Annotated in this window: 16 protein-coding genes; 7 read left to right on the forward strand and 9 right to left on the reverse strand. The window is 67.8% G+C overall.

Going from position 1 to position 19,242, the window contains the following annotated elements:
* Positions 1–10: 10 nt before the first annotated feature.
* From helR to HII28_RS11520, 3 genes are all read right to left on the reverse strand, one after another.
* The gene (gene helR / locus HII28_RS11510) at positions 11–2,203 is read right to left on the reverse strand and encodes an RNA polymerase recycling motor ATPase HelR (protein ID WP_170026106.1); all 2,193 of its coding nucleotides are present in this window, start codon (positions 2,201–2,203) and stop codon (positions 11–13) included.
* Positions 2,204–2,353: 150 nt separating this feature from the next.
* On the reverse strand, positions 2,354–2,935 hold the full coding sequence (locus HII28_RS11515; RefSeq protein WP_170025515.1) for an AAA family ATPase: 582 nt from the start codon (positions 2,933–2,935) through the stop codon (positions 2,354–2,356).
* 169 nt (positions 2,936–3,104) lie between these two features.
* Complete coding sequence (locus HII28_RS11520) at positions 3,105–3,866, reverse strand: SDR family NAD(P)-dependent oxidoreductase (protein ID WP_170025516.1); 762 nt, start codon at positions 3,864–3,866, stop codon at positions 3,105–3,107.
* 87 nt (positions 3,867–3,953) lie between these two features.
* On the opposite strand from HII28_RS11520, the gene HII28_RS11525 reads away from it, so the two are divergent.
* Together HII28_RS11525 and HII28_RS11530 are read left to right on the forward strand one after the other, a co-directional pair.
* Positions 3,954–4,331, forward strand: coding sequence for a metalloregulator ArsR/SmtB family transcription factor (locus tag HII28_RS11525; protein WP_170025517.1), 378 nt, complete (start codon positions 3,954–3,956; stop codon positions 4,329–4,331).
* Positions 4,332–4,399: 68 nt separating this feature from the next.
* Positions 4,400–4,804: an SRPBCC domain-containing protein gene (locus HII28_RS11530; RefSeq protein WP_170025518.1), complete on the forward strand. Its 405-nt coding sequence runs from the start codon at positions 4,400–4,402 to the stop codon at positions 4,802–4,804.
* Positions 4,805–4,830: 26 nt separating this feature from the next.
* On the opposite strand, the gene HII28_RS11535 is transcribed toward HII28_RS11530, so the two are convergent.
* Positions 4,831–5,433 (reverse strand): TetR/AcrR family transcriptional regulator, encoded by a 603-nt coding sequence (locus tag HII28_RS11535; protein ID WP_170025519.1) that lies wholly within the window; start codon positions 5,431–5,433, stop codon positions 4,831–4,833.
* Between the two features lie 108 nt (positions 5,434–5,541).
* On the opposite strand from HII28_RS11535, the gene pdhA reads away from it, so the two are divergent.
* The 4 genes from pdhA to HII28_RS11555 all read left to right on the forward strand — a co-directional run bounded on the left by pdhA (position 5,542) and on the right by HII28_RS11555 (position 11,478).
* A complete protein-coding gene (gene pdhA, locus HII28_RS11540; RefSeq protein ID WP_170025520.1) occupies positions 5,542–6,690 on the forward strand; it encodes a pyruvate dehydrogenase (acetyl-transferring) E1 component subunit alpha in 1,149 nt (382 codons plus the stop codon).
* A complete protein-coding gene (locus HII28_RS11545) occupies positions 6,687–7,670 on the forward strand; it encodes an alpha-ketoacid dehydrogenase subunit beta (RefSeq protein ID WP_170025521.1) in 984 nt (327 codons plus the stop codon). The genes pdhA and HII28_RS11545 overlap by 4 nt, the downstream gene beginning before the upstream one ends.
* Before the next feature lie 45 nt (positions 7,671–7,715).
* The gene (locus HII28_RS11550; RefSeq protein WP_170025522.1) at positions 7,716–9,107 is read left to right on the forward strand and encodes a dihydrolipoamide acetyltransferase family protein; all 1,392 of its coding nucleotides are present in this window, start codon (positions 7,716–7,718) and stop codon (positions 9,105–9,107) included.
* 205 nt (positions 9,108–9,312) lie between these two features.
* Entirely contained in the window at positions 9,313–11,478 is a 2,166-nt protein-coding gene (locus HII28_RS11555; protein WP_170025523.1) for an NEW3 domain-containing protein, read from the forward strand.
* Positions 11,479–11,570: 92 nt separating this feature from the next.
* Here the strand turns inward: HII28_RS11555 and HII28_RS11560 are convergent, their stop codons facing one another.
* The 5 genes from HII28_RS11560 to HII28_RS11580 form a co-directional block, all read right to left on the reverse strand.
* Positions 11,571–12,341: an alpha/beta hydrolase gene (locus HII28_RS11560; RefSeq protein WP_170025524.1), complete on the reverse strand. Its 771-nt coding sequence runs from the start codon at positions 12,339–12,341 to the stop codon at positions 11,571–11,573.
* Between the two features lie 153 nt (positions 12,342–12,494).
* On the reverse strand, positions 12,495–14,297 hold the full coding sequence (locus HII28_RS11565) for a beta-galactosidase family protein (RefSeq protein WP_170025525.1): 1,803 nt from the start codon (positions 14,295–14,297) through the stop codon (positions 12,495–12,497).
* 104 nt (positions 14,298–14,401) lie between these two features.
* A complete protein-coding gene (locus HII28_RS11570; RefSeq protein ID WP_170025526.1) occupies positions 14,402–15,748 on the reverse strand; it encodes a sugar ABC transporter substrate-binding protein in 1,347 nt (448 codons plus the stop codon).
* 100 nt (positions 15,749–15,848) lie between these two features.
* Positions 15,849–16,727, reverse strand: a complete 879-nt coding sequence (locus HII28_RS11575; RefSeq protein WP_240977869.1) for a carbohydrate ABC transporter permease — start codon at positions 16,725–16,727, stop codon at positions 15,849–15,851.
* A 131-nt stretch (positions 16,728–16,858) separates the two neighbouring features.
* A complete protein-coding gene (locus HII28_RS11580; RefSeq protein WP_170026108.1) occupies positions 16,859–17,680 on the reverse strand; it encodes a sugar ABC transporter permease in 822 nt (273 codons plus the stop codon).
* A 496-nt stretch (positions 17,681–18,176) separates the two neighbouring features.
* On the opposite strand from HII28_RS11580, the gene HII28_RS11585 reads away from it, so the two are divergent.
* Positions 18,177–19,229, forward strand: coding sequence for a LacI family DNA-binding transcriptional regulator (locus tag HII28_RS11585; protein ID WP_205864636.1), 1,053 nt, complete (start codon positions 18,177–18,179; stop codon positions 19,227–19,229).
* Positions 19,230–19,242: the final 13 nt, after the last annotated feature.

Below are 19,242 nucleotides of genomic sequence, written 5' to 3' on the forward strand. Positions count from 1 at the left end.
ACCCGCCCGGTCAGTCGGCCGTCGTCGTCAGGATCGCCAGCTGCTGCGTCGATCTCGTCATCGCCACGTAGCGGTCGACGGCTCCCTCGATGCCGTCACCGAAGGCATCCGGATCCACGATCACCACCAGGTCGAACTCGAGCCCCTTGACGGTGACGGGGGTGAGCGAGCGCACCCGCGGCATCCCACGGAAGTTCGATGCACCGATCACGCACGCCACTCCGTCGGCGCTCGAGGCCAGCCACGACTCCAGGATCTGCTCGAGCCCACCAACCGATCCGTGCACGACGGGGACGCCGCTGCTGCGGATCGAGGTGGGCACGTTCGCATCCGGGAATGCCGCACGGATCACGGGCTCCGCCTCGGTCATCACCTCGACGGGCGTGCGGTAGTTGACGCTGAGAGACGACAGCGCGACCTCTCCGATGCCGACGCGGTCCAGCCGTTCCTGCCAGGTCTGCGTGAACCCGTGCCGTGCCTGCGCGCGGTCGCCCACGATCGTGAAGCTGCGCGACGGGCACCGGCGCAGCAGCATCTGCCATTCGGCATCCGTGAGCTCCTGGGCCTCATCGACGATGACATGGGCGAACGGTCCGGCGAGCAGGTCGGGGTCGATGGCAGGCAGGGCGTCCTGATCCACGAGGGTGTTCTGCAGGTCCTGGCCGCGCAGCATCCGCATGACCATCAGCTCGGAGTCGTCCGCGGCGATCAGGTCGGCGACCACCAGGTTCTTCTGCTCCTGCTCGACGGCAGCGGCGGCCTCGCGCTGCCGCGACCGCCTGATCGCCTCCGGGTCCCCGATGAGCTGCCGTGCGGCATCCAGTAGCGGCAGGTCGGACGTCGTCCACGCCCGGCCGTCCTCGCGCTGCAGCATCCGCACGTCATCCCGCGACAGCCAGGGCGCGCAGCGCGCGAGATAGCCGGGCACGGTCAGCAGGTCGGCAATGACGCCTGCCGGATCCAGCACGGGCCACGCCCTCGTGAAGGCGCGCGTGAGCGCCTCGTCCTGAGCGAGATAGCGACGCACGAGGTGCGGGGGAGCATCCTCGTCGTCCACGTCGTCGATCAGGATCTCCAGAAGCCTCTCCCACACCTGGTCGCGAGCCTGGTTGTGCGTCGACCCCGGCTCGGCGGATCCGAAGGCCTCGCGCCACTGCGCCGGTCCCACCTCCACCTCCGCCCAGGGCGTCTCAACCGTCAGTTCGGTCTCCGGCGGAGCCTCGTATTCCCGCACGGCTGCCTCGACCGCGCGCTCGATCCCTCCGGACGCCTTGAGTGCGGCCACCAGCGCATCCTGCTCCTCGCGTGCTTCCGCGCCCTCAGGCAGCATGTCCCGCAGCGTGCAGATCTGCACGCTCTCCTCGCCGAGGCTCGGCAGCACGTCGTCGACGTACGACAGATATGCCTGATGCGGACCGACGAACAGCACCCCGCCCCCACCGCGCGCGAACCGAGGCTCCGAATAGAGCAGGTACGCGGCCCTGTGCAGCGCGACGACGGTCTTGCCTGTTCCGGGTCCGCCGTCGACGACCAGCGGGCCGTGCGAATCGGCGCGGATGATGGCATCCTGATCCGCCTGGATCGTGCTCAGCACATCCCGCATCTGCGACGACCGGCTCGTTCCCAGGCTCGCGATGAACGATGACTGGTCGTCGAGAGCGGCATTGTGCTCGAGGCCTTCGGTCGTGAAGACCTCGTCCCAGTAGTCGCTCACCCGCGCGACGGACCACCGGTACCGTCGCCGGCTGACCAAGCCCATCGGGTTCGCGTGAGTCGCCGCGAAGAACGGCTCGGATGCCGGCGCCCGCCAATCCACGAGCAGCCGCCGCCCGCTGTCGTCGGTCAGTCCGACCCGGCCGATGTACACGGCCTCGCCCTCCGTGGTCACCATTCGCCCGAGGCAGAGGTCAAGGCCGAACCGGCGCATCAACCGCAGCTCGGATGCCAGCCGCCGCACCTCGAGGTCGCGGTCCATCGCCTGCTGTCCTGCGCCGCCCGGAGCGGCGCGCTCCTCGTCGAGCCGCCTGCGCAGACCATCGATCCTGGCGCGCAGCGCGGCGCCGATCGCGGCGAACTGCACCTCGTCCTCGCCGATCAGCGCCGGGTCCGCCTTCGCCGCCAGCCGCGGCGGCAGGTCAAAGGCACTGCGCGCCACCTCGGCCCCGCCGTCGAACCCCGATCCGTGATCGGCACCACTCGTCATCATCCGCAATCCACACCCGCTCTTCGTCGCCGAGCGCACCGAGATTTCCGGCGCGACCAGCGATTCTGCCTCACAAGGGGGCCCTTGCCACAAGGCCCCCTCGCCGAGGGATAATGGAAATGCGGGCGATGCCCGTTCAGTCCTCCCGAGTCAGGCAGCCACGCCGAGTTCAGCCTTGATGCGTGTCGCGAGTTCTGCGACGTTCACGGGTCCGTCGGTCCCGACCTCGATCACCGGATGCCCCGAGCACGGCAGCGCAATCGCCGCCCACGAGTCCCACTCGTCCAGACGCCTCGTGTCTCCGTGGATCGGATGCCGCGGCCTCGTCAGGAACCGTTGCCGTGCGACCTCCAGCGGCACGGTGCACCACACCTCCACGACCGGCCCCGCGTTCGCGACCTCGAGGCCACGGCGCAGGAACTCCTGATCCCGATCCGATCGCCAGAAGCTCTCCACGATGACGGGACCGTCGACGAGGGCGGCGAGCGACCACATCGTGTCGCTGGCAAGCGCACCGAGCATCGCGGTCTTCTCGACCGGCACACCGAGGATGTCGCCGAAGACCTCCTTGAGCATGTCCTTGCCGACGAGGGGCCACCCGAGCTCGGCGGCCAGGTGCGGAGCGAGGGTCGTCTTGCCGGCACCAGGCATGCCGTTGATCAGGACGACGGGACGGGTCCTGTGCACCGTTATCGGATCACCGATCCGCGGGTCGCTCGGGTTGGTCACCACTGGCTCAGTGTTCCACGGCAGCACGGCTCGCGGCGAGGATGGGCGAGGGTCTCCGCGAGCGAGGCGCCGCGTCCATGCCGTCCTCTCGTGCGGATCGGCTCCCTTGCGCACTCGCTCGGCGCACTACCCCGACCCACGACGTCCTGAATCGCCGCCAACGATGACGCGTTCAGTCGTCCTGTTCGGTCGGCCGCACCAGCAGCTCGTTGATCATCATGTGCCGCGGCCGCGTGACCATGTACCTGATGGCATCCGCGATGTCGGGCGCCTGCAGCCGCTCCATGGTCGCCATGCGCTCAGCCTGCGCCTCACGTACCTCGGGTCGCAGATGGTCGCGCAGCTCGGTGTCGACGGCACCCGGCTCGACCACGCCGACCCGAAGGTGCCGGCGGCTGAACTCCTGACGGAACGATTCGCTGAAGGCGCCGACGCCGTGTTTCGTGAGGTTGTAGACGGCGGATCCGCGCTTCACCTGGCGTCCTGCCGTTGACGAGATGTTCACCAGACCCGCGACGTGACGCGGGCCGCTGTCCGCCGCCGCGAGCAGGTGCGGGAGCGCCGCCTCTGTGACGGAGAGCAGGGCGCCGAGGTTGAGTTCGAGCATCCGGTCCCACTCCTCGATCGGCGCCGCCTCGATCGGGCCGAGCAGCATGACGCCCGCGTTGTTCACCAGAATGTCGAGCCGGCCCCACTCGTCGATCGTGCGTGCGACCGCGGTGCGCGCCTGGTCTCTGTCGGTGATGTCCGCCTCGACCACGAGCACTGAAGACCCCGTGGATGCCAGCTCTGCCGCCAGTTCCTCCAGCCGATCACGGCGACGTGCGACGAGCGCAACACTCGCACCCTCCGCTGCGAGCGCCCGCGCGGTCGCCTCGCCGATTCCACTCGATGCTCCGGTCACGACTGCGACGGTCCCGTTCAGTTCGCCCATGCGAACAGGCTATTCGCGCGACCGGACCTGACGCAGATACGTCGGGAGAAGTTGACATGTCGGAGATTCCCGACGTATCGTTGAACCATGCCAGACGTCTTCAGCGCACTCGCCAATCCCGTGCGGCGCCAGATCCTCGCGGCGCTCCGCGACGGGCCCCGCGCGGTGAACGACCTCGCCAGCATGTTCGAGCTCGGCCGTCCGGCGGTGTCCGAGCACCTTCAGGTGCTGCGCAAGGCCCAGCTCGTCCGCGAGGAACCGCGCGGCCAGCAGCGCTTCTACCACCTCGAGGCCGTCCCGCTCGCGGAGGTCGATGCGTGGCTGCATCCTTTCGAGCGCTACTGGCGCGCGCGGATGCGCGACCTCGGATCCGTGCTCGACGACCTCGCCGCCGACGACGCTCCGGCTCCCACCGCCGCCTCCGCCCGACCGACGACCGACATCGGGAAGAACACGACTGCTTAGCGGGCCACCGTGCAGATCCGATTCCGACCGAGCTCAACCCGCTTCGACCCCCACCCGAGGAGAACCCGATGACCGACCTCGCAACGATCGCGTGCGACCAGTTCTATCCGTATCCGACACACGCCGTGTGGCGTGCGCTGACCGAGCCGGAGCTCTTCGCACGCTGGTGGGTACCGGGCGACATCCGCCCCATCGTGGGTCACCGGTTCACGCTCGACATGGGGTCGTGGGGTGCTCAGCCGTGCGAGGTCACGAAGGTCGAGCCTGAACGCCTTCTCGTGTTCACGTTCGCCGAGGGCGACCTGAACAGCACGCTGTCGTGGCGCCTCGAGCCGGAGGGCAGCGGCACTCGCCTCTTCCTCGAGCATTCCGGTCTCGATCGCGGCACCCCGCTGGGCCGTCAGGCATACGCCGGCATGGGCGCCGGCTGGCCGAAGGTGCTGGCGACCATCGAAGGCGTCCTCGCCGGCTGAGACCGCAACCACCGGGTGGCGGCTCGCTATCGGCGCGGTGTCAGACCGAGGAGCCTGCGGGCCTCCCTCACGATCCGCAGGGCTTCCACCTCGGATGCCGGGCCCTCCACGCCGAGCAGCCGCTGCCTGTGACGCTCGCCGAGCAGCAGCGAGAACATAGCGGGCGCGAGCTCGCCGGCATCTTCGCCGTGCTCGTGCACGAGATGGGCGCGCAACGCGATGATGTGGCGCGCGTCCGTGCTCTCGTAGAACGTCCTGGCGAGTTCCGGGAACCGAGGGGCCTCGGCGATCACCAGGCGGTGCAGTCCGACCAGATCTGCCGAGTGGATGCGCACGACGATGCGCGTCGCAAGCGACTCGAGCGTGTCGCCCGAGGTGTCGGATCCGCGGCTGATCCCGCCGGCGAGGGCCTCCACCATGGCGGCGAAGAGTCCTTCCTTGTCGCCGTAGTCGGTGTAGATGGTGCGCTTGGTGACCCCGGATGCCCGCGCCAGCTCATCGAGGCTGGACCCCTGGTATCCGCGTTCCAGAAACACGGCGAGAGAGCGTTCCAGCATGCGCTCGCGTCGCACCTCGCGCTGCTCGGCCGTCGGACGGCCACGACGGGGCTCCTCGACTGCCACCTTCATGACGGCCTCCCGATCCCGCTCCGCACGGCGTATGATTTCCCTCGTAATGATACTCACCGGTGTCATTTACAACAGGCGCCCACGAGACGCCGGGAGGAGAACCGTTCCATGGCCGATCCGGCGCGGACGACGCGAACCACGTCCGCACGCACGACCCGTCCTGCTCCGTCCCGCTCTGCACGCCGCCCGAAGCTGGGCGACGCCGAGCGGCAGCGGCTGACGGAGTACTACACGCACATGATGCTCATCCGCCGCTTCGAGGAGCGCGCCCAGCGCGCATACACCGAAGCCCTGATCGGCGGATACTGCCACCTCAACCTCGGCGAGGAGGCCGCGATCGTCGGGCTGCTCGGCGAGCTGAACCCCGACGACTACCTGTTCACGAACTATCGCGAGCACGGCTACGCCCTGAACCGCGGCATCGAGCCGCGGCGCGTGATGGCAGAGCTGTACGGCCGCGTCGACGGGGTGTCGAAGGGGTGGGGCGGCTCGATGCACATGTTCGACGTGACCCACCGCCTTCTCGGCGGCTACGGGATCGTCGGCGGCCAGCTTCCGATCGCCACCGGCGCAGCGCTCGCGCTGCAGTACCAGGGCCGGTCGGAGATCGTGATGGTCACGATGGGCGACGGCACCACCGCCACCGGCGCGTTCCACGAGTCGCTGAACCTGGCCGGCCTCTGGGACCTGCCCATCGTCTACGTCATCATCAACAACGGTCTCGGCATGGGAACGGACGTCGCGCACTCCTCCGCGGAACCCGAGCTGTACAGGCGTGGCGCCGCGTACCGCATCGAGTCCGCTCGAGTGAACGGGCTCGACCCCGAGGAGACCGCTGCCGCGGCGAAGAAGGCCGTCGAGGTCGCACGATCCGGACGTCCGTACCTGCTCGAGGTGATGACCGAGCGCCTCCGCGGTCACTCCGTCGTCGACCCGGCGAAGTACCGCAGCGCGGAGACCGTCGAGTTGCTCAAGGAGAACGATCCCGTGCACACATTCGCGGCCAAGCTCAAGAAGGCCGGCGTGCTCGACGACACGGAGCTGGCCGAGATCGACCGCCAGGCTGTGGCCATCGTCGATGATGCGGCGTCGTTCGCGGCATCCAGCCCGAATCCGGATGTCTCCACGCTCTTCGACTACACGTACGCCACCCCCGTCGCGAACGATTCGCGACGGTACCCGGGCGATCCGCTGTTCCCGGCGCTTCCCTCCCCGGCTCTGGCCACCACCGCGCAGGCTTCCGGGAGGATCGCATGACCGAGATGACCTACCGGCAGGCGCTGCACGACACGCTGCGCGAAGAACTGCTGCGCGATGAGAACGTGATGCTGATCGGCGAGGAGATCGGCATCTTCGACGGCTCGTACAAGATCACGGCCGGTCTTCTGAAGGAGTTCGGCGCACGTCGCGTTCGCGACGCGCCCATCTCCGAGGAGGGCTTCACCGGTGCGGCGATGCTCGGCCTTCGGCCGGTCGTGGAGATCATGACCATCAACTTCTCGCTGCTCGCGCTCGACCAGATCGTGAACCACGCCGCGAAGATCCACGGCATGTTCGGCGGACAGCTGGGCGTTCCCATGGTGATCCGCACGCCGGGCGGCGGCGGACAGCAGCTGGGCGCATCGCACTCGCAGAACATCGAGCTGTACTACGCGTTCGTGCCGGGCATGAAAGTGGTCGCTCCGTCGACGCCGGCCGACGCGAAGGCGCTGCTGATGGCATCCATCCGCGACGACGACCCTGTGCTGTTCCTCGAGAACCTCGCGCTGTACAACACGAAGGGCGACGTGCCCGACCACGTGGAGCCCGCTGAGATCGGCAAGGCGAAGGTCACCCGCACGGGCAAGGACCTCACCCTCATCGGCTACTCGCGGATGGCCCTGGTCGCCCAGCAGGTGGCCGATCGTCTGGCCGAGTCCGAGGGCCTCGACATCGAGGTGGTCGACCTGCGCAGCCTGCGTCCGCTCGACCGCGATACCGTGATCGAATCCGTCAAGAAGACGAACGCGGCCGTCGTGCTCGAGGACGACTGGCTCACGTACGGCATCGGCGCGGAGGTCGCAGCCTCGATCTCCGACGGAGCGTTCGACTACCTGGATGCGCCCGTTCGTCGCGTGGCGATGGCGGAGGTTCCGCTGCCCTACGCGAAGCCGCTCGAGACAGCGGCGCTGCCGTCGATCGACGACGTCGTGAACGCGGTGCACGAGACGCTCGACGCCGTCGGACGCCGGCGCTGAGCCGCCAGAAAACCTGAGACCTTCGGCGAACAACAAGGAATCGTCATGAAACAGATCACCATGCCCCGCCTCTCCGACACCATGGAGGAGGGCGCGATCTCCACCTGGTACAAGAAGATCGGGGATCACGTGGAGGCGGGCGAGACGCTCGCCGAGATCGAGACCGACAAGGCCACGATGGACTTCGAGGCCTATGAGGCCGGGACGCTGACCGCGATCCTCGTTCCGGAGGGCAAGACCGTGGCGATCGGGACCCCGATCGCGGAACTCGACGGCGCACCTGGCGGGTCGGGTGGAGGCGAGGCTGCGCCGAGCGCGGCCGCCGAGGCCGGTCCGGCCGGCACTGCGACGACTCCTGAAGAGGCCACCGCCGAGGCCGTCAAGCCGGTGAACGCCGAGACCCCTACGCAGTCCGTCGCCGCTGTCGATTCGGCCACCGGGTCGACCGCCGGGGCGAACTCGCGCGAGCGTCTGCTGGCCTCGCCTGTTGTGCGCACGATCGCTCGGGAGAACGGCATCGACCTGCGTTCGGTGACGGGCACCGGTCCCGGTGGACGCATCATCCGTGCCGATGTCGAGCACCTCGTCGGCGCAGCGGATGCCTCGGCCGCCGCACCTGCATCCGCCGCGGTACCCGCTGCTCAGGCTCCCGCGGCGAGCGCGCCAGCGGCATCCGCTCCGGCGCCGGCCCAGGCATCCGCTGCTCGTGCAGGATCCAGCTCACTCGACGAGCAGCGCGGCACCGAGCAGGTGCCGATGGACTCGGTGCGTCGCGTGATCGCGCGCCGTCTCGCCGAGAGCGCACGGACCATCCCGCACTTCGCCGTCACGGCGGTCGCGGACGCCGAAGAGTTGATGACCATGCGCGCGACGCTCAACGAGCGCCTCGTGGCGGCCGGACGCCAGAAGATCAGCGTCAACGACCTGCTCGTGCGGGCCGCCGCGCTCGCGCTGCGAGAGCATCCGCTCGTCAACGCCAGCTTCACCGGCGAGGATGCCACCACCATGCAGGTGCATCACCGCATCAACATCGGCATCGCCGTCGCCTCGGACCACGGTCTCGTGGTCCCGGTGATCGACGACGCAGACACCAAGTCGGTCGGACGCCTGGCCGAGGAGGCGAAGCACCTTGTGAAGCTCGCCCAGGACCGCAAGCTCACGCCGGATCAGATGAGCGGCGGAACGTTCACCATCAGCAACCTCGGCATGTATGGGGTCGAGGAGTTCACCGCGATCATCAACCCGCCGGAGGGCGCGATCCTCGCGGTCGGCGGCACGAAGGCGGAGCCGGCCGTCGTGAACGGCGAGATCGTGCCGCGGCAGCGCATGCGCTACACGCTGAACAGCGACCACCGCATCATCGACGGGGCCCTGGCGGCGCAGTGGCTGCAGACGTTCACGCGGCTGATCGAGGATCCCTGGACGATTCTGGCGTAGGGGTGCCGCCACCGGAGGTGGCTGACGGAGGCCCGGGTCGTTCGAGGACGATCCGGGCCTCCGTCGTCCTGCGGCACCCCTCGACGCGTATCGCTCACCAAATTGATTGAAACTGAGCGCAAACTCCCCTTTCCGATCACTAATTCGCGTTCTAGCGTGAGATTCGTCCCCCATCGAGGGGGCCCACCACGAACAAGGAGATCGCATGGGAAAGGGTCGTGCTGCTGCTCTCGCCGTCGCGAGCGCAGCCGTCGTGATCGCCGGATTACTGGCAGCCCCGAGTGCGGTGATGGCCGCCCCGCTGCAGAGTTCCAGCGCCGCAACCGGATCCACGTCGTCGTACAACGGTCAGGCTCTCACGCCACCGATGGGCTGGAACGACTGGTCGTACTACCAGTGCGACATCAACGAGAAACTCATCCTCGATCAGGGGGCCGCTCTCGTCTCGAGCGGTCTCGCCAAGAAGGGCTACAACACCGTCACCATCGACGACTGCTGGATGCAGTCGCGCGACGCCAACGGAGTTCTGGTCGCGAACCCGACGACGTTCCCCGACGGGATGAAGTACGTCGCCGACAAGCTGCACGCCATGGGCCTCAAGTTCGGCATCTACGAGGATGCCGGCACGAACACCTGCGGCGGATATCCCGGCAGCTGGGGGCATTACACGCAGGACGCCGACACGTTCGCATCCTGGGGCGTTGACTACGTGAAGCTCGATGGCTGCAACGTGCCATCGGTCGCCGGACAGTCGGACGCGCAGACGTACATCCAGGCGTACAACCAGTTCAGCCAGGCGCTCGTGGCCACCGGCCGCCCGATCGTGTTCTCCGACTCGGCGCCCGCGTACTTCCAGGGCACCTCCGACTGGCAGACCGTCATCTCCGCGTCGAGCAAGGTCGCGAACCTGTGGCGTGAGGGAGCGGATACCGCGCTCGGGCAGGAGAGCGGCGCGTCGAAGTGGAGCGCCATCGCCTACAACTACTCGTACAACGAGCCGCTCGGACAGTACGCAGGGCCAGGCCACTGGAACGACCCGGACTTCCTGCTCGCCGGCGACTCCGGACTGAGCACGACCGAGATGCAGAGCCAGATGTCGTTGTGGGCCGAGATGGCCGCACCGCTCATCAGCAGCACCGATCTCACGTCACTGTCGCCCGCATCGCTCGCGGTCTTGGGCAACGACCGCATCATCGGCGTCGACCAGGATCCGCTCGGCGTCCAGGGGCACATCGTGCAGCAGGGCACCGGATACGACGTGCTGACCAAGCCGCTCGCGAACGGCGATGTCTCCGTCGTGCTGTTCAACAAGGGCACCTCGTCGCAGACCATCGGCACCACGGCTGCTGCAGCGGGTCTCACCGGATCGGGACCGTTCACGCTCACCGACCTCGTCGGCGGCCAGCAGTCGGTCACCAACGGCGTCGTCTCCGCCGATGTCCCCGCGCACGGCACGGTCATGTACCGCGTGCACCGCGGCGCAGGCAAGGGACTCGCGGCGGCCGTGTCGCTGTCGTTCCAGAACAACACCGTGGGCGGCGGGTCCAGCAACATCGACCTCACACTGACGAACAACGGTCCGACCATGGTGAGCACCGCGGATGTCACCCTCGCCGTTCCGTCCGGCTGGAAGGTCAGCGGGTCGCGACAGACCGTCCACGCGCTGAAGGCGGGCGGCTCGGCAACGGTCTCGTTCAAGGTGACAGGCCCTACGCCTCCGCCAGGGCCGCACACAGATGAGCTGACCGCCACGGTCGGCTACCGCTCGCAGAGCGCGACGGCGACCCTTATCGGCGTCGACGACCTCTACAGCAACGTGCCGTATCCGAACCTGGCCGCCGCGTTCAACAACGTGGGCGTCACGGATCTGTCGAACTACACGGTCGGAAACTTCGACGGGGACGGGAACAGTTTCTCCGCCGAGCAGCTGCAGGCGGCAGGCGTGACACCGGGGAGCACCGTCTCGTTCGGAGGGGCGACGTTCACGTGGCCGTCCGCCGCCGCAGGCACGAACGACAACGTGCAGACCACGGGTCAGGTCGTGGAGGCGAGCGGATCGGGCACCAAGCTCGCCTTCCTCGGATCCGAGGCTGGCGATGTGCAGGGCACCGTCACGGTGACCTACACGGACGGCAGCACGTCGACCGGGCAGCTCGGGTTCCCGAACTGGTCGTTCTCGTCGGCGACCGAGTTCGGGTCTCAGGTGGCCATCTCCACCCAGGGCAGGAACACCCCGAGCGGATACGGCGACTCCGCCTACGCCTACCGGGTCTTCTACAACACGATCCCGTTGGCCTCCGGCAAGACCATCGCGACCGTGACGCTGCCGGACAGCGCGTCGATCCACCTCTTCGCCCTCGCGGCGCAGTAGACGGCGGCGCCCGACGAGTAGCGGGCCCCGCGGCATCCTCGAGGGATGTCGCGGGGCCCGCTTCCGTTGCGGTGCCGTTGCCACCGGCCCGGTCACACCTCCGGCGCCACCCCCGTGTCGAGGAACTCGAGGATCATCGCGGCAGCGGCGGCCGGCTTCTCCCGCAGGAGCAGGTGGGTGGCGCCGCGCACCACGCGCCGTTGGGCGTCGGGGATCGTGCCGGCGATCATCCGGGTGTGGGACTTCAGGACCACGTCTCGCGACCCGGTGAGCACGAGCGTCGGCACAGCAATGCGCGCCAGGTCGCTGCGCGCGATTCCCGGCGGCACGAGCATCAGCTGAAGCTGTTCGTGTTTGCGCCCGAGCGCATGGGAGAGCCTCGAGCGCGGGAGCACGCGGGCGCGCATCCGCAGCACGAAGTCGACGAATCCGACGCTCCACAGGAAGCCCGGTCGCACCCCGCGCACGTCGATGTTCCCCGAGTTGAGCACCAGCGAGCGCACGAGTTCCGGATGTCGCAGTGCCAGCAGCATGGCCACGTTCGCGCCGTCAGAGAACCCGACGATGTCGAACGGGTCGGGTGCGGCATCCGTCCCGTTGCCCAGCGAGCGGATGACGTCTGCCGCGTCGTCCGCCATGCGTGCGATCGTGAGCGGGCCTTCACCCCGTGCCGATAGCCCCTGGCCGCGGCTGTCCATCGCGATGGTGCGTCGCACCTGCGCCAGGATCGGCACGATCCGGTCGAAGTAGTGCAGATCGCCGGAGTTGCCGTGGATGAGCAGCACGGGACGCCCCTGCCCGTGCACCTCCACGTGCAGGTCGCCGACGGTGTACACCACCGCGGCGGACGTCGGGGCACTCATGCACGGAACCGTAGGTGCGGATGCTGTGCGGCGGCCGTGGGACGGCTATCGACGTCGGCACGCTCCCGTGGTCACCGCGGAGCACCCTCGGGAGGAGGAACGGGCACTTTCGAGAGGAGGAACGGGCACCCTCGGGAGGTGAGGGGGAGGGGGTTACTCCTCGGTGTGGCCCAGGGAGAGACCCGCGACGAAGCGGGCGGTGGGAGCCGCGAGGGCGTCGAGCTCGAGCACGACGAGGTCGTTGGATCCGGATCGCGTCGCACCCCTCGGCACGTACAGCGTGTGCTGCGGACCGGCGCTCCAGTATCGGCCGAGCGCGAATCCGTTCACCCAGGCGAGTCCCTTGCCCCAGCCATCCGTGCTGAGGAACAGGTCGGCCGGCTCGGCGAGCTCGAACTCCGCGTGGTGGAACGTCGGGAGCATCCCGGGTGCCAGCGAGGTTGCGGCGGGATCGGTGCCGGCTGCAGTCGTGTCGACGAGGGCGTCGACATCGAGCTCGAGCGTGTCCCAGGCGTCGAGCGCGACTCCGTCGAGCGTCGCCGGGCCGATGAGGCCCTTGCGTTCGCCGATGCGGGATCCGTAGTCGACGCGGCCCTCGTCCTCGACGATCACCACGACTTCACGTCCGGCTGGGATGACGAGCGCGCTCTCGTGCCGCTCCCGGGCGAGCACGCCGACGCGCGCGCCGTCCACGAGCACGATGGCGCGATCGCGCACTTCGGCGAAGGACAGCAGCGCAGGCGCATCGGTGTCGATGCTCGTGCGGTAAGCGAGCAGACCGCGGTAGACGCCGAGATCCTCCATGGTGGGGAGCGCGGTGTGGCTGGTCCATGCGGTGCCCGAGGATGCGGCATCCGCAGATCCGCGCTCGGCCGCCAGGGCGTCGGCCGCCGTCAGCACGTCGGCACCGCCGCGAAGCGGCACCTCGAACACCGGGGCTGCCGCGGCATCCGCCGGCTGCACGTCGGGCACCGGCGCGTACTTCGCGATGACGTCGCGGAACGCCCAGAACTTCTCGGTCGGCCGTCCCGCCTCGTCGATCGGGGCGTCGTAGTCGTAGGAGGTCGTGATCGGCTGATACACGCCCTTGTCGTTGGCGCCGTTCGTGAAGCCGAAGTTCGTGCCGCCGTGCACCATGTAGATGTTCACGGACGCGCCTGCCGCGAGCAGCGCATCCAGCTCGGCAGCGGATGCCTGCGCCGACGTCGTGTGGTGGTGCGCGCCCCAGTGGTCGAACCATCCGCACCAGAACTCGCCGCACATCAGCGGACCGGTCGGCTGCTTCTCGCGCAGATGCGCGAGGCGCTCGGCGGCGTGGGATCCGAAGGATGCCGTCTTGTGCAGCTCCGGCAGGCTGCCGTCCGCGATCATGTCGTCCGCCGGCTGGTCGACCGTGATGAGCGGAACGGTGATGCCGGATTCCCTCGTCACGTCGGTGAGTGCTTTCAGATACTCCTTGTCCCGTCCGTAGGCGCCGTACTCGTTCTCGACCTGCACGAGGATGACGGGTCCGCCGTTGTCGACCTGCAGTGGGGCGACCTGTGCGAGCACGTGCCGAAGGAAGCGGCTCGCCGGCTCGAGGAAGCGCGGATCGGAGGTACGCATCCGCAGATCGGGATCCGCGAGCAGCCACGCGGGGAGGCCGCCGCCGTCCCACTCAGCACAGATGTACGGGCCGGGACGCACGATGGCGTACATGCCCTCCTCGGCGATGAGTTCGAGGAAGCGGCGCAGGCCCAGCCGCGGGTCATCCGTCACGAAGACGCCGGGCTCCGGCTCGTGCGCGTTCCACGGAACGTAGGTCTCGATGGTGTTGAGGCCCATCGTCCTCGCGAGACGGATGCGCTCCCGCCACTGCGCGGGATGCACGCGGAAGTAGTGCATCGCGCCGGAGATGACGCGGAACGGCTGCTCGTCGAGCAGGAAGGCGTCGGATCCGATCTCGAAACGACCCATGGGATGAGCTCCAGGTGGTGCGGGGGCGGGAGTGATGTTCAGCGGGCGTGGGAGCGGGCCGGCTCGAGGAATCCGAGCCGGCCCACTCTCGGGTGCGAGCGAGGTTATCCGGCCTTGACCTTGAAGCCCTGCTCGTTGCCGTACTTCACGAGGGACTGCTGCCACTGCTGCAGTCCGTCGTCGAGCGACTTGGCATCACTGTAGGACTGCCCGACCGAGTCGGAGAAGATGCTGTTCGCGTAGACCTCGTAGGGCAGGTACTGCCATCCGGGGACGACGTTCTTCGCTCCGTCGACCAGCACCTGGTTGATCTTCTGGCCGCCGAAGTACTCGGGAGCCTGGTTCAGGAAGGCGCTCGAGTTCTGGTCGGCAGTGGTCGACGGGAATCCGCCGCCCGAGTTGATGAAGATTTTGACGCTGTCCTTGCTGTCGTTCAGCCACTTCAGGAATCCGGCCGCGAGGGCCTGGTTCTTGCTCTGCTTCATGACGACTTCGGAGCTGCCGCCGTTCTCCGCGTTCACGGCCTTGCCGTCGTACGTGGGGATCGGGGCGACCGCCCAGTCACCGGATGCCTGCGGCACCGACGACTCGAGCACACCGGGCATCCAGGCGCCGGTGATCAGCGTGGCGACGTCACCGTTGCCGAGTGCCTTGTACCAGTCATCCGTCCAGCCGGGAACCTGGGAGAGGAGGTTGTTCTCGACGAGCTCGTTCCAGACGGCCGTGAACTTCTTGGTGCCCTGGTCCTGCAGGTTGATGGTCACGTTCGTGCCGTCGACCTTGAACGGGTGGCCGCCCGCCTGCCACGCCATGCTGGTCATGAAGCCGGGGTCGCCGCTGTCGGCGGTGATGTAGGCGTTCGGGTCGGCAGCGTGCAGCTGCTTCGCCGCTGCGACGTACTCGTCCCACGTCTTCGGCACGGCGATGCCGTACTTGTCGAACACGGTCTTGTTGTAGAACATCGCCATGGGGCCGGAGTCCTGCGGAAGGCCGACGAGCTTGCCCTGCACGTTGACGCTGTTCCACGGGCCGACCGAGTAGTCGCTCTTCAGCTTGTCGAAGCCGAACTGCTTCAGGTCGACGAGCGAGTCGCTGAGGGCGAACTGCGGCAGAGCGTAGTACTCGAGCTGCGCGACATCCGGTGCACCCTTGCCCGCCTTCACTGCGTTCTGCAGCTTGGTGTACTCGGTGGTGTTCGTGCCGGCGTTGACGACGTTCACCTTGACCTTCGGGTAGGCCTTCTCGAACGCCTTGACCTGGGCCTTAGCGGCCGGGGTCCACGTCCAGTAGGTGATCGTCCCGCCCTTCTGCAGGGCGGACGCGACATCGGATGCGTTGCCTCCGTTGCCTGAGCCGGACGAACATCCGACCAGGGCTGCGGCGACGACAGCGCCTGCCGCGGCCACGGATGCGATGCGGCGCAGAGCCGACGATCGCTTGCTGTGATTCATGGGTTGCCTTTCACTTCATCGGGATGGAAGTCGAAACAAAAAACGGGAGTCGGAAGAGTGGGGATCGCGCGGGTGCCGGGTTGCGGCATCCGCTCGCCGGTCAGGCCTTCACGCTTCCGGCGGTCAGACCCGACTGCCAGTAGCGCTGGAGGAACAGGAAGGCCACGACGATCGGCACGATCGTGAGGAGGCTTCCCGTGATGACCAGGTTGAAGATGGGCTGGGCGCCAACGCCCGTCGCCTGTGCGCTCCACTGGCTGAGGCCGACCGTGAGCGGATACCAGGTCGGATCGCTCAGCATGATCAGCGGCAGGAAGTAGTTGTTCCAGGTGGCGACGATGGCGAACAGCGCGACCGTGACGATGCCGGGCGTGAGGAGCTTGAGCGAGATCGTGAAGAAGGTGCGGAACTCGCTGGCACCGTCCATGCGCGCAGCCTCGAGCACTTCGGTCGGCACGGCATCGATCGCGAACGTCCACACCAGGTAGAGACCGAACGGGCTGATCAGCGACGGCAGGATCACCGCCCACGGCGTATTGGTCAGGCCGAGCTGGCTGAACAGAAGGAAGGTCGGCACGGCCAGTGCGGTGCCGGGCACGGCGATGGCGCCCAGCACGACCGCGAACACGGCACGACGTCCGCGGAACTTGTACTTGGCCAGGCCGTATCCGGCGAGCGTGGCGAGCAGCGTCGCACCGCCCGCGCCGACGACCACGTACAGCAGCGTGTTGCCGAGCCAGTGCACGAAGATGCCGTCCTTGTAGGTCAGCGTCTCCACGATGTTGTCCCACAGCGCGAAGTGGCTGCCGAATCCGAGACCGAACGACGAGAACAGGTCGCCCTGCGTCTTCGACGCGTTGATCAGCAGCCAGACCAGCGGAACGAAGGAGTAGATGACGAACACCGCCATGACGATCGTGAGCACGATGTTCTTGCGCGGCCGTGCGACGGTCGCCGGCCGACGGCGACGTCTCGGCATCGAGGAGCGACGGGCAGCGGACCTCTCGCGGCGCGTCGCCGTTGAGGCGTCGGCCGGGCGGCCGGTCGCCGTTGTCGTTGCGGTCATCATCGGTCCCGTGGTCATCGGTTCTGTGCTCATCGGTCCCGTGCTCATCGGTTCTCCGCGCTCGTGCCTCGCACCTGCACCACGTAGGCGATCACGGCGGTGATGAGGCCCATCACGATCGCGACGGTTGCCGAGTAGTTGAACTGCTGGCCCGCGAACGACAGGTTGTAGGCGTACATGTTGGGAGTGAAGTAGCTGCTGATCGAGTTCGGTGCCAGCGGCTGCAACAGATTCGGCTCGTTGAAGAGCTGGAAGCTGCCGATGATCGAGAAGATCACCGCGATCACGACCGAGCCGCGCAGAGCCGGAAGCTTGATGCTCCACATCACGCGCCAGGCGCCTGCGCCGTCCAGCTCCGCCGCCTCGTACAGGTCGGGGGAGATGACCCGCAGCGCGGAGTAGAAGATGAGCATGTTGTAGCCCATGAACTCCCAGGTCACGATGTTGCCGATCGAGCCGAGGATCCACGACTTGGCGAGCGGCTCGAGGTGCCATCCGAGAGCGTGGTTGATGGCCGCGGTCAGGCCGAACTGGTCGCCGTAGATGAAGCCCCAGATCAGAGCGGCGACCACACCGGGAACGGCGTAGGGCAGGAAGATCGCGATGCGGAAGAATCCGACGCCGTGCAGGCGGGCACTGTCCAGCGCCAGCGCAGCGACCAGGGAGAGCACCAGCATGATCGGCACCTGCACCACGAGGAACAGCAGGACGCGCAGGAACGACTGCCAGAACTTCACGTCCTGAAACAGCGAGATGTAGTTGTCGAACCCGACGAACGTCGTGCCGCCCACCAGCTGGGTGCGGAACACGCTGAGGTAGAGCGCGTAGACGATCGGGGCGACGACGAAGAGCGCGAGCCCGATCATGAACGGCGTGACGAAGCCGACGCCCGCGAACGAGACACGGCGCTGCAGCACGGAGCGCTTGCGTCGGCCGGGCGGTGTGGCGGTCGTGCGACGGCTCGCGGCGGTCGCAGCGGTTCGCGAGTCTGCGGCCGCAGTCTTCTGCGACGCCACAGCGGTCGCATCCAGCCGACCTGCGGTGTTGTGGGTAAGGGATGACACGGGCAACCTTCATCGGGTGCGGAGGGGGCGGTGCTCCCCGGCGCCATGCGGCACCGGTTCGCACCAGGGGTGGATACCGTTCGGGTCGGCATCCCATCACGCGATGTTCACGTAAACATGTTTACGCTAACATAGTCAAACGGATGCTTCGTCCACGTCGGTCCTTGATCGCCGGTCGGTCCGCAACGCGGCCGGCCCGGGTCATCGCGTGCCTGTGTTCATCAGGGCCGGAGTTGAATACGATGCAGGAACCGATCCTGCCGCCGCACGGCGCAGCGTCGACGGCAGGGAGTGACGCATGGTCTTGATCGAGCCGCGGGGGCGCCAGCGCGCGGCATCCATCTCCGACGTCGCCGCACGTGCCGGCGTCTCGGCCCAGACCGTGAGCCGTGTCTCCAACGGGCTCGACACCGTCAAGGCCGCCACCCGCGACAGGGTCCTCTCCGCCATGGCGGAGCTCGACTACCGTCCGAACAGTGCCGCGCGTGCGCTGAAGAGCGGACGCTTCCAGAACGTCGGCGTGCTGATGTTCTCGTTGCAGAACATCGGATCGGTGCGCATCTTGGATGCCATCACCAGCGCCGCCGCGGCCGAGGGCTTCTCCATCGACCTGATCTCGACGGGGGATCCCTCGACCGGCAGCATCACGGACGCCCTCTCCCGCCTGGACCAGGAGGCCGTGGACGGCATCATCGTCATCGTCGAGGCCCACGAACTGAGCGAGCATTCGATCACGTTCCCCGATCGCATCCCGTCCGTTCTGGTCGACTCCCGCGAATACGACGACAGGGTCTCCGTGAACGCCGATCAGAAGCAGGGCGCCCGGTTGGCCGTCGAGCACCTGCTGGAGTTGGGGCATCCGACGGTCTGGCATGTGTCGGGACCGATCGGCACGTCGAACGCCGCAGCCGACCGCGCCGATGCCTGGCGCGAGGTGCTCGATGAGCACGGAAGGACGGTGCCCGAGCTCCTCGGCGGCACGTGGAACGCCGAGTCTGGATACGAGGCGGGCAAGGTCATCGCGGCACGCGACGACGTCTCCGCCGTCTTCTGCGCCAACGATCAGCTCGCGCTCGGCGTGCTCCGCGCGCTGCACGAGGGCGGACGCGCCGTGCCCGGCGAGATCAGCGTCGTCGGATTCGACGACAACCCCGAGTCCGCCGAGTACTGGCCGCCGCTGACCACCGTGCGACAGGACTTCACCGAGGTGGGACAGCAGGCCTTCGGACTGCTGAGCCAGGCGATTCAGGGCGAGGGCATCGACACGGGGCTGCGGCTGATCGAAAACGAGCTCATCGTGCGAGCGTCGACCGGATCGTTCGCGAACCGGTCCGCTCTTTCGGCTTCCTGAACGCGTCTTTCGG

This window comes from Planctomonas sp. JC2975, from assembly GCF_012985205.1.
GTDB lineage: Bacteria > Actinomycetota > Actinomycetes > Actinomycetales > Microbacteriaceae > Humibacter.

What these genes read in the sequence shown, in the direction of transcription:
- HII28_RS11555 (WP_170025523.1), top strand. Translation starts at nt 9,313, where the DNA reads ATGGGAAAGGGTCGTGCTGCTGCTCTCGCCGTCGCGAGCGCAGCCGTC.
- HII28_RS11520 (WP_170025516.1), bottom strand. Translation starts at nt 3,866, where the DNA reads ATGGGCGAACTGAACGGGACCGTCGCAGTCGTGACCGGAGCATCGAGT.
- HII28_RS11580 (WP_170026108.1), bottom strand. Translation starts at nt 17,680, where the DNA reads ATGATCGGGCTCGCGCTCTTCGTCGTCGCCCCGATCGTCTACGCGCTC.
- HII28_RS11560 (WP_170025524.1), bottom strand. Translation starts at nt 12,341, where the DNA reads ATGAGTGCCCCGACGTCCGCCGCGGTGGTGTACACCGTCGGCGACCTG.
- HII28_RS11570 (WP_170025526.1), bottom strand. Translation starts at nt 15,748, where the DNA reads ATGAATCACAGCAAGCGATCGTCGGCTCTGCGCCGCATCGCATCCGTG.
- helR (WP_170026106.1), bottom strand. Translation starts at nt 2,203, where the DNA reads ATGACGAGTGGTGCCGATCACGGATCGGGGTTCGACGGCGGGGCCGAG.
- HII28_RS11530 (WP_170025518.1), top strand. Translation starts at nt 4,400, where the DNA reads ATGACCGACCTCGCAACGATCGCGTGCGACCAGTTCTATCCGTATCCG.
- HII28_RS11525 (WP_170025517.1), top strand. Translation starts at nt 3,954, where the DNA reads ATGCCAGACGTCTTCAGCGCACTCGCCAATCCCGTGCGGCGCCAGATC.
- HII28_RS11535 (WP_170025519.1), bottom strand. Translation starts at nt 5,433, where the DNA reads ATGAAGGTGGCAGTCGAGGAGCCCCGTCGTGGCCGTCCGACGGCCGAG.
- HII28_RS11565 (WP_170025525.1), bottom strand. Translation starts at nt 14,297, where the DNA reads ATGGGTCGTTTCGAGATCGGATCCGACGCCTTCCTGCTCGACGAGCAG.
- HII28_RS11575 (WP_240977869.1), bottom strand. Translation starts at nt 16,727, where the DNA reads ATGCCGAGACGTCGCCGTCGGCCGGCGACCGTCGCACGGCCGCGCAAG.
- HII28_RS11585 (WP_205864636.1), top strand. Translation starts at nt 18,177, where the DNA reads ATGGTCTTGATCGAGCCGCGGGGGCGCCAGCGCGCGGCATCCATCTCC.
- HII28_RS11545 (WP_170025521.1), top strand. Translation starts at nt 6,687, where the DNA reads ATGACCGAGATGACCTACCGGCAGGCGCTGCACGACACGCTGCGCGAA.
- pdhA (WP_170025520.1), top strand. Translation starts at nt 5,542, where the DNA reads ATGGCCGATCCGGCGCGGACGACGCGAACCACGTCCGCACGCACGACC.
- HII28_RS11550 (WP_170025522.1), top strand. Translation starts at nt 7,716, where the DNA reads ATGAAACAGATCACCATGCCCCGCCTCTCCGACACCATGGAGGAGGGC.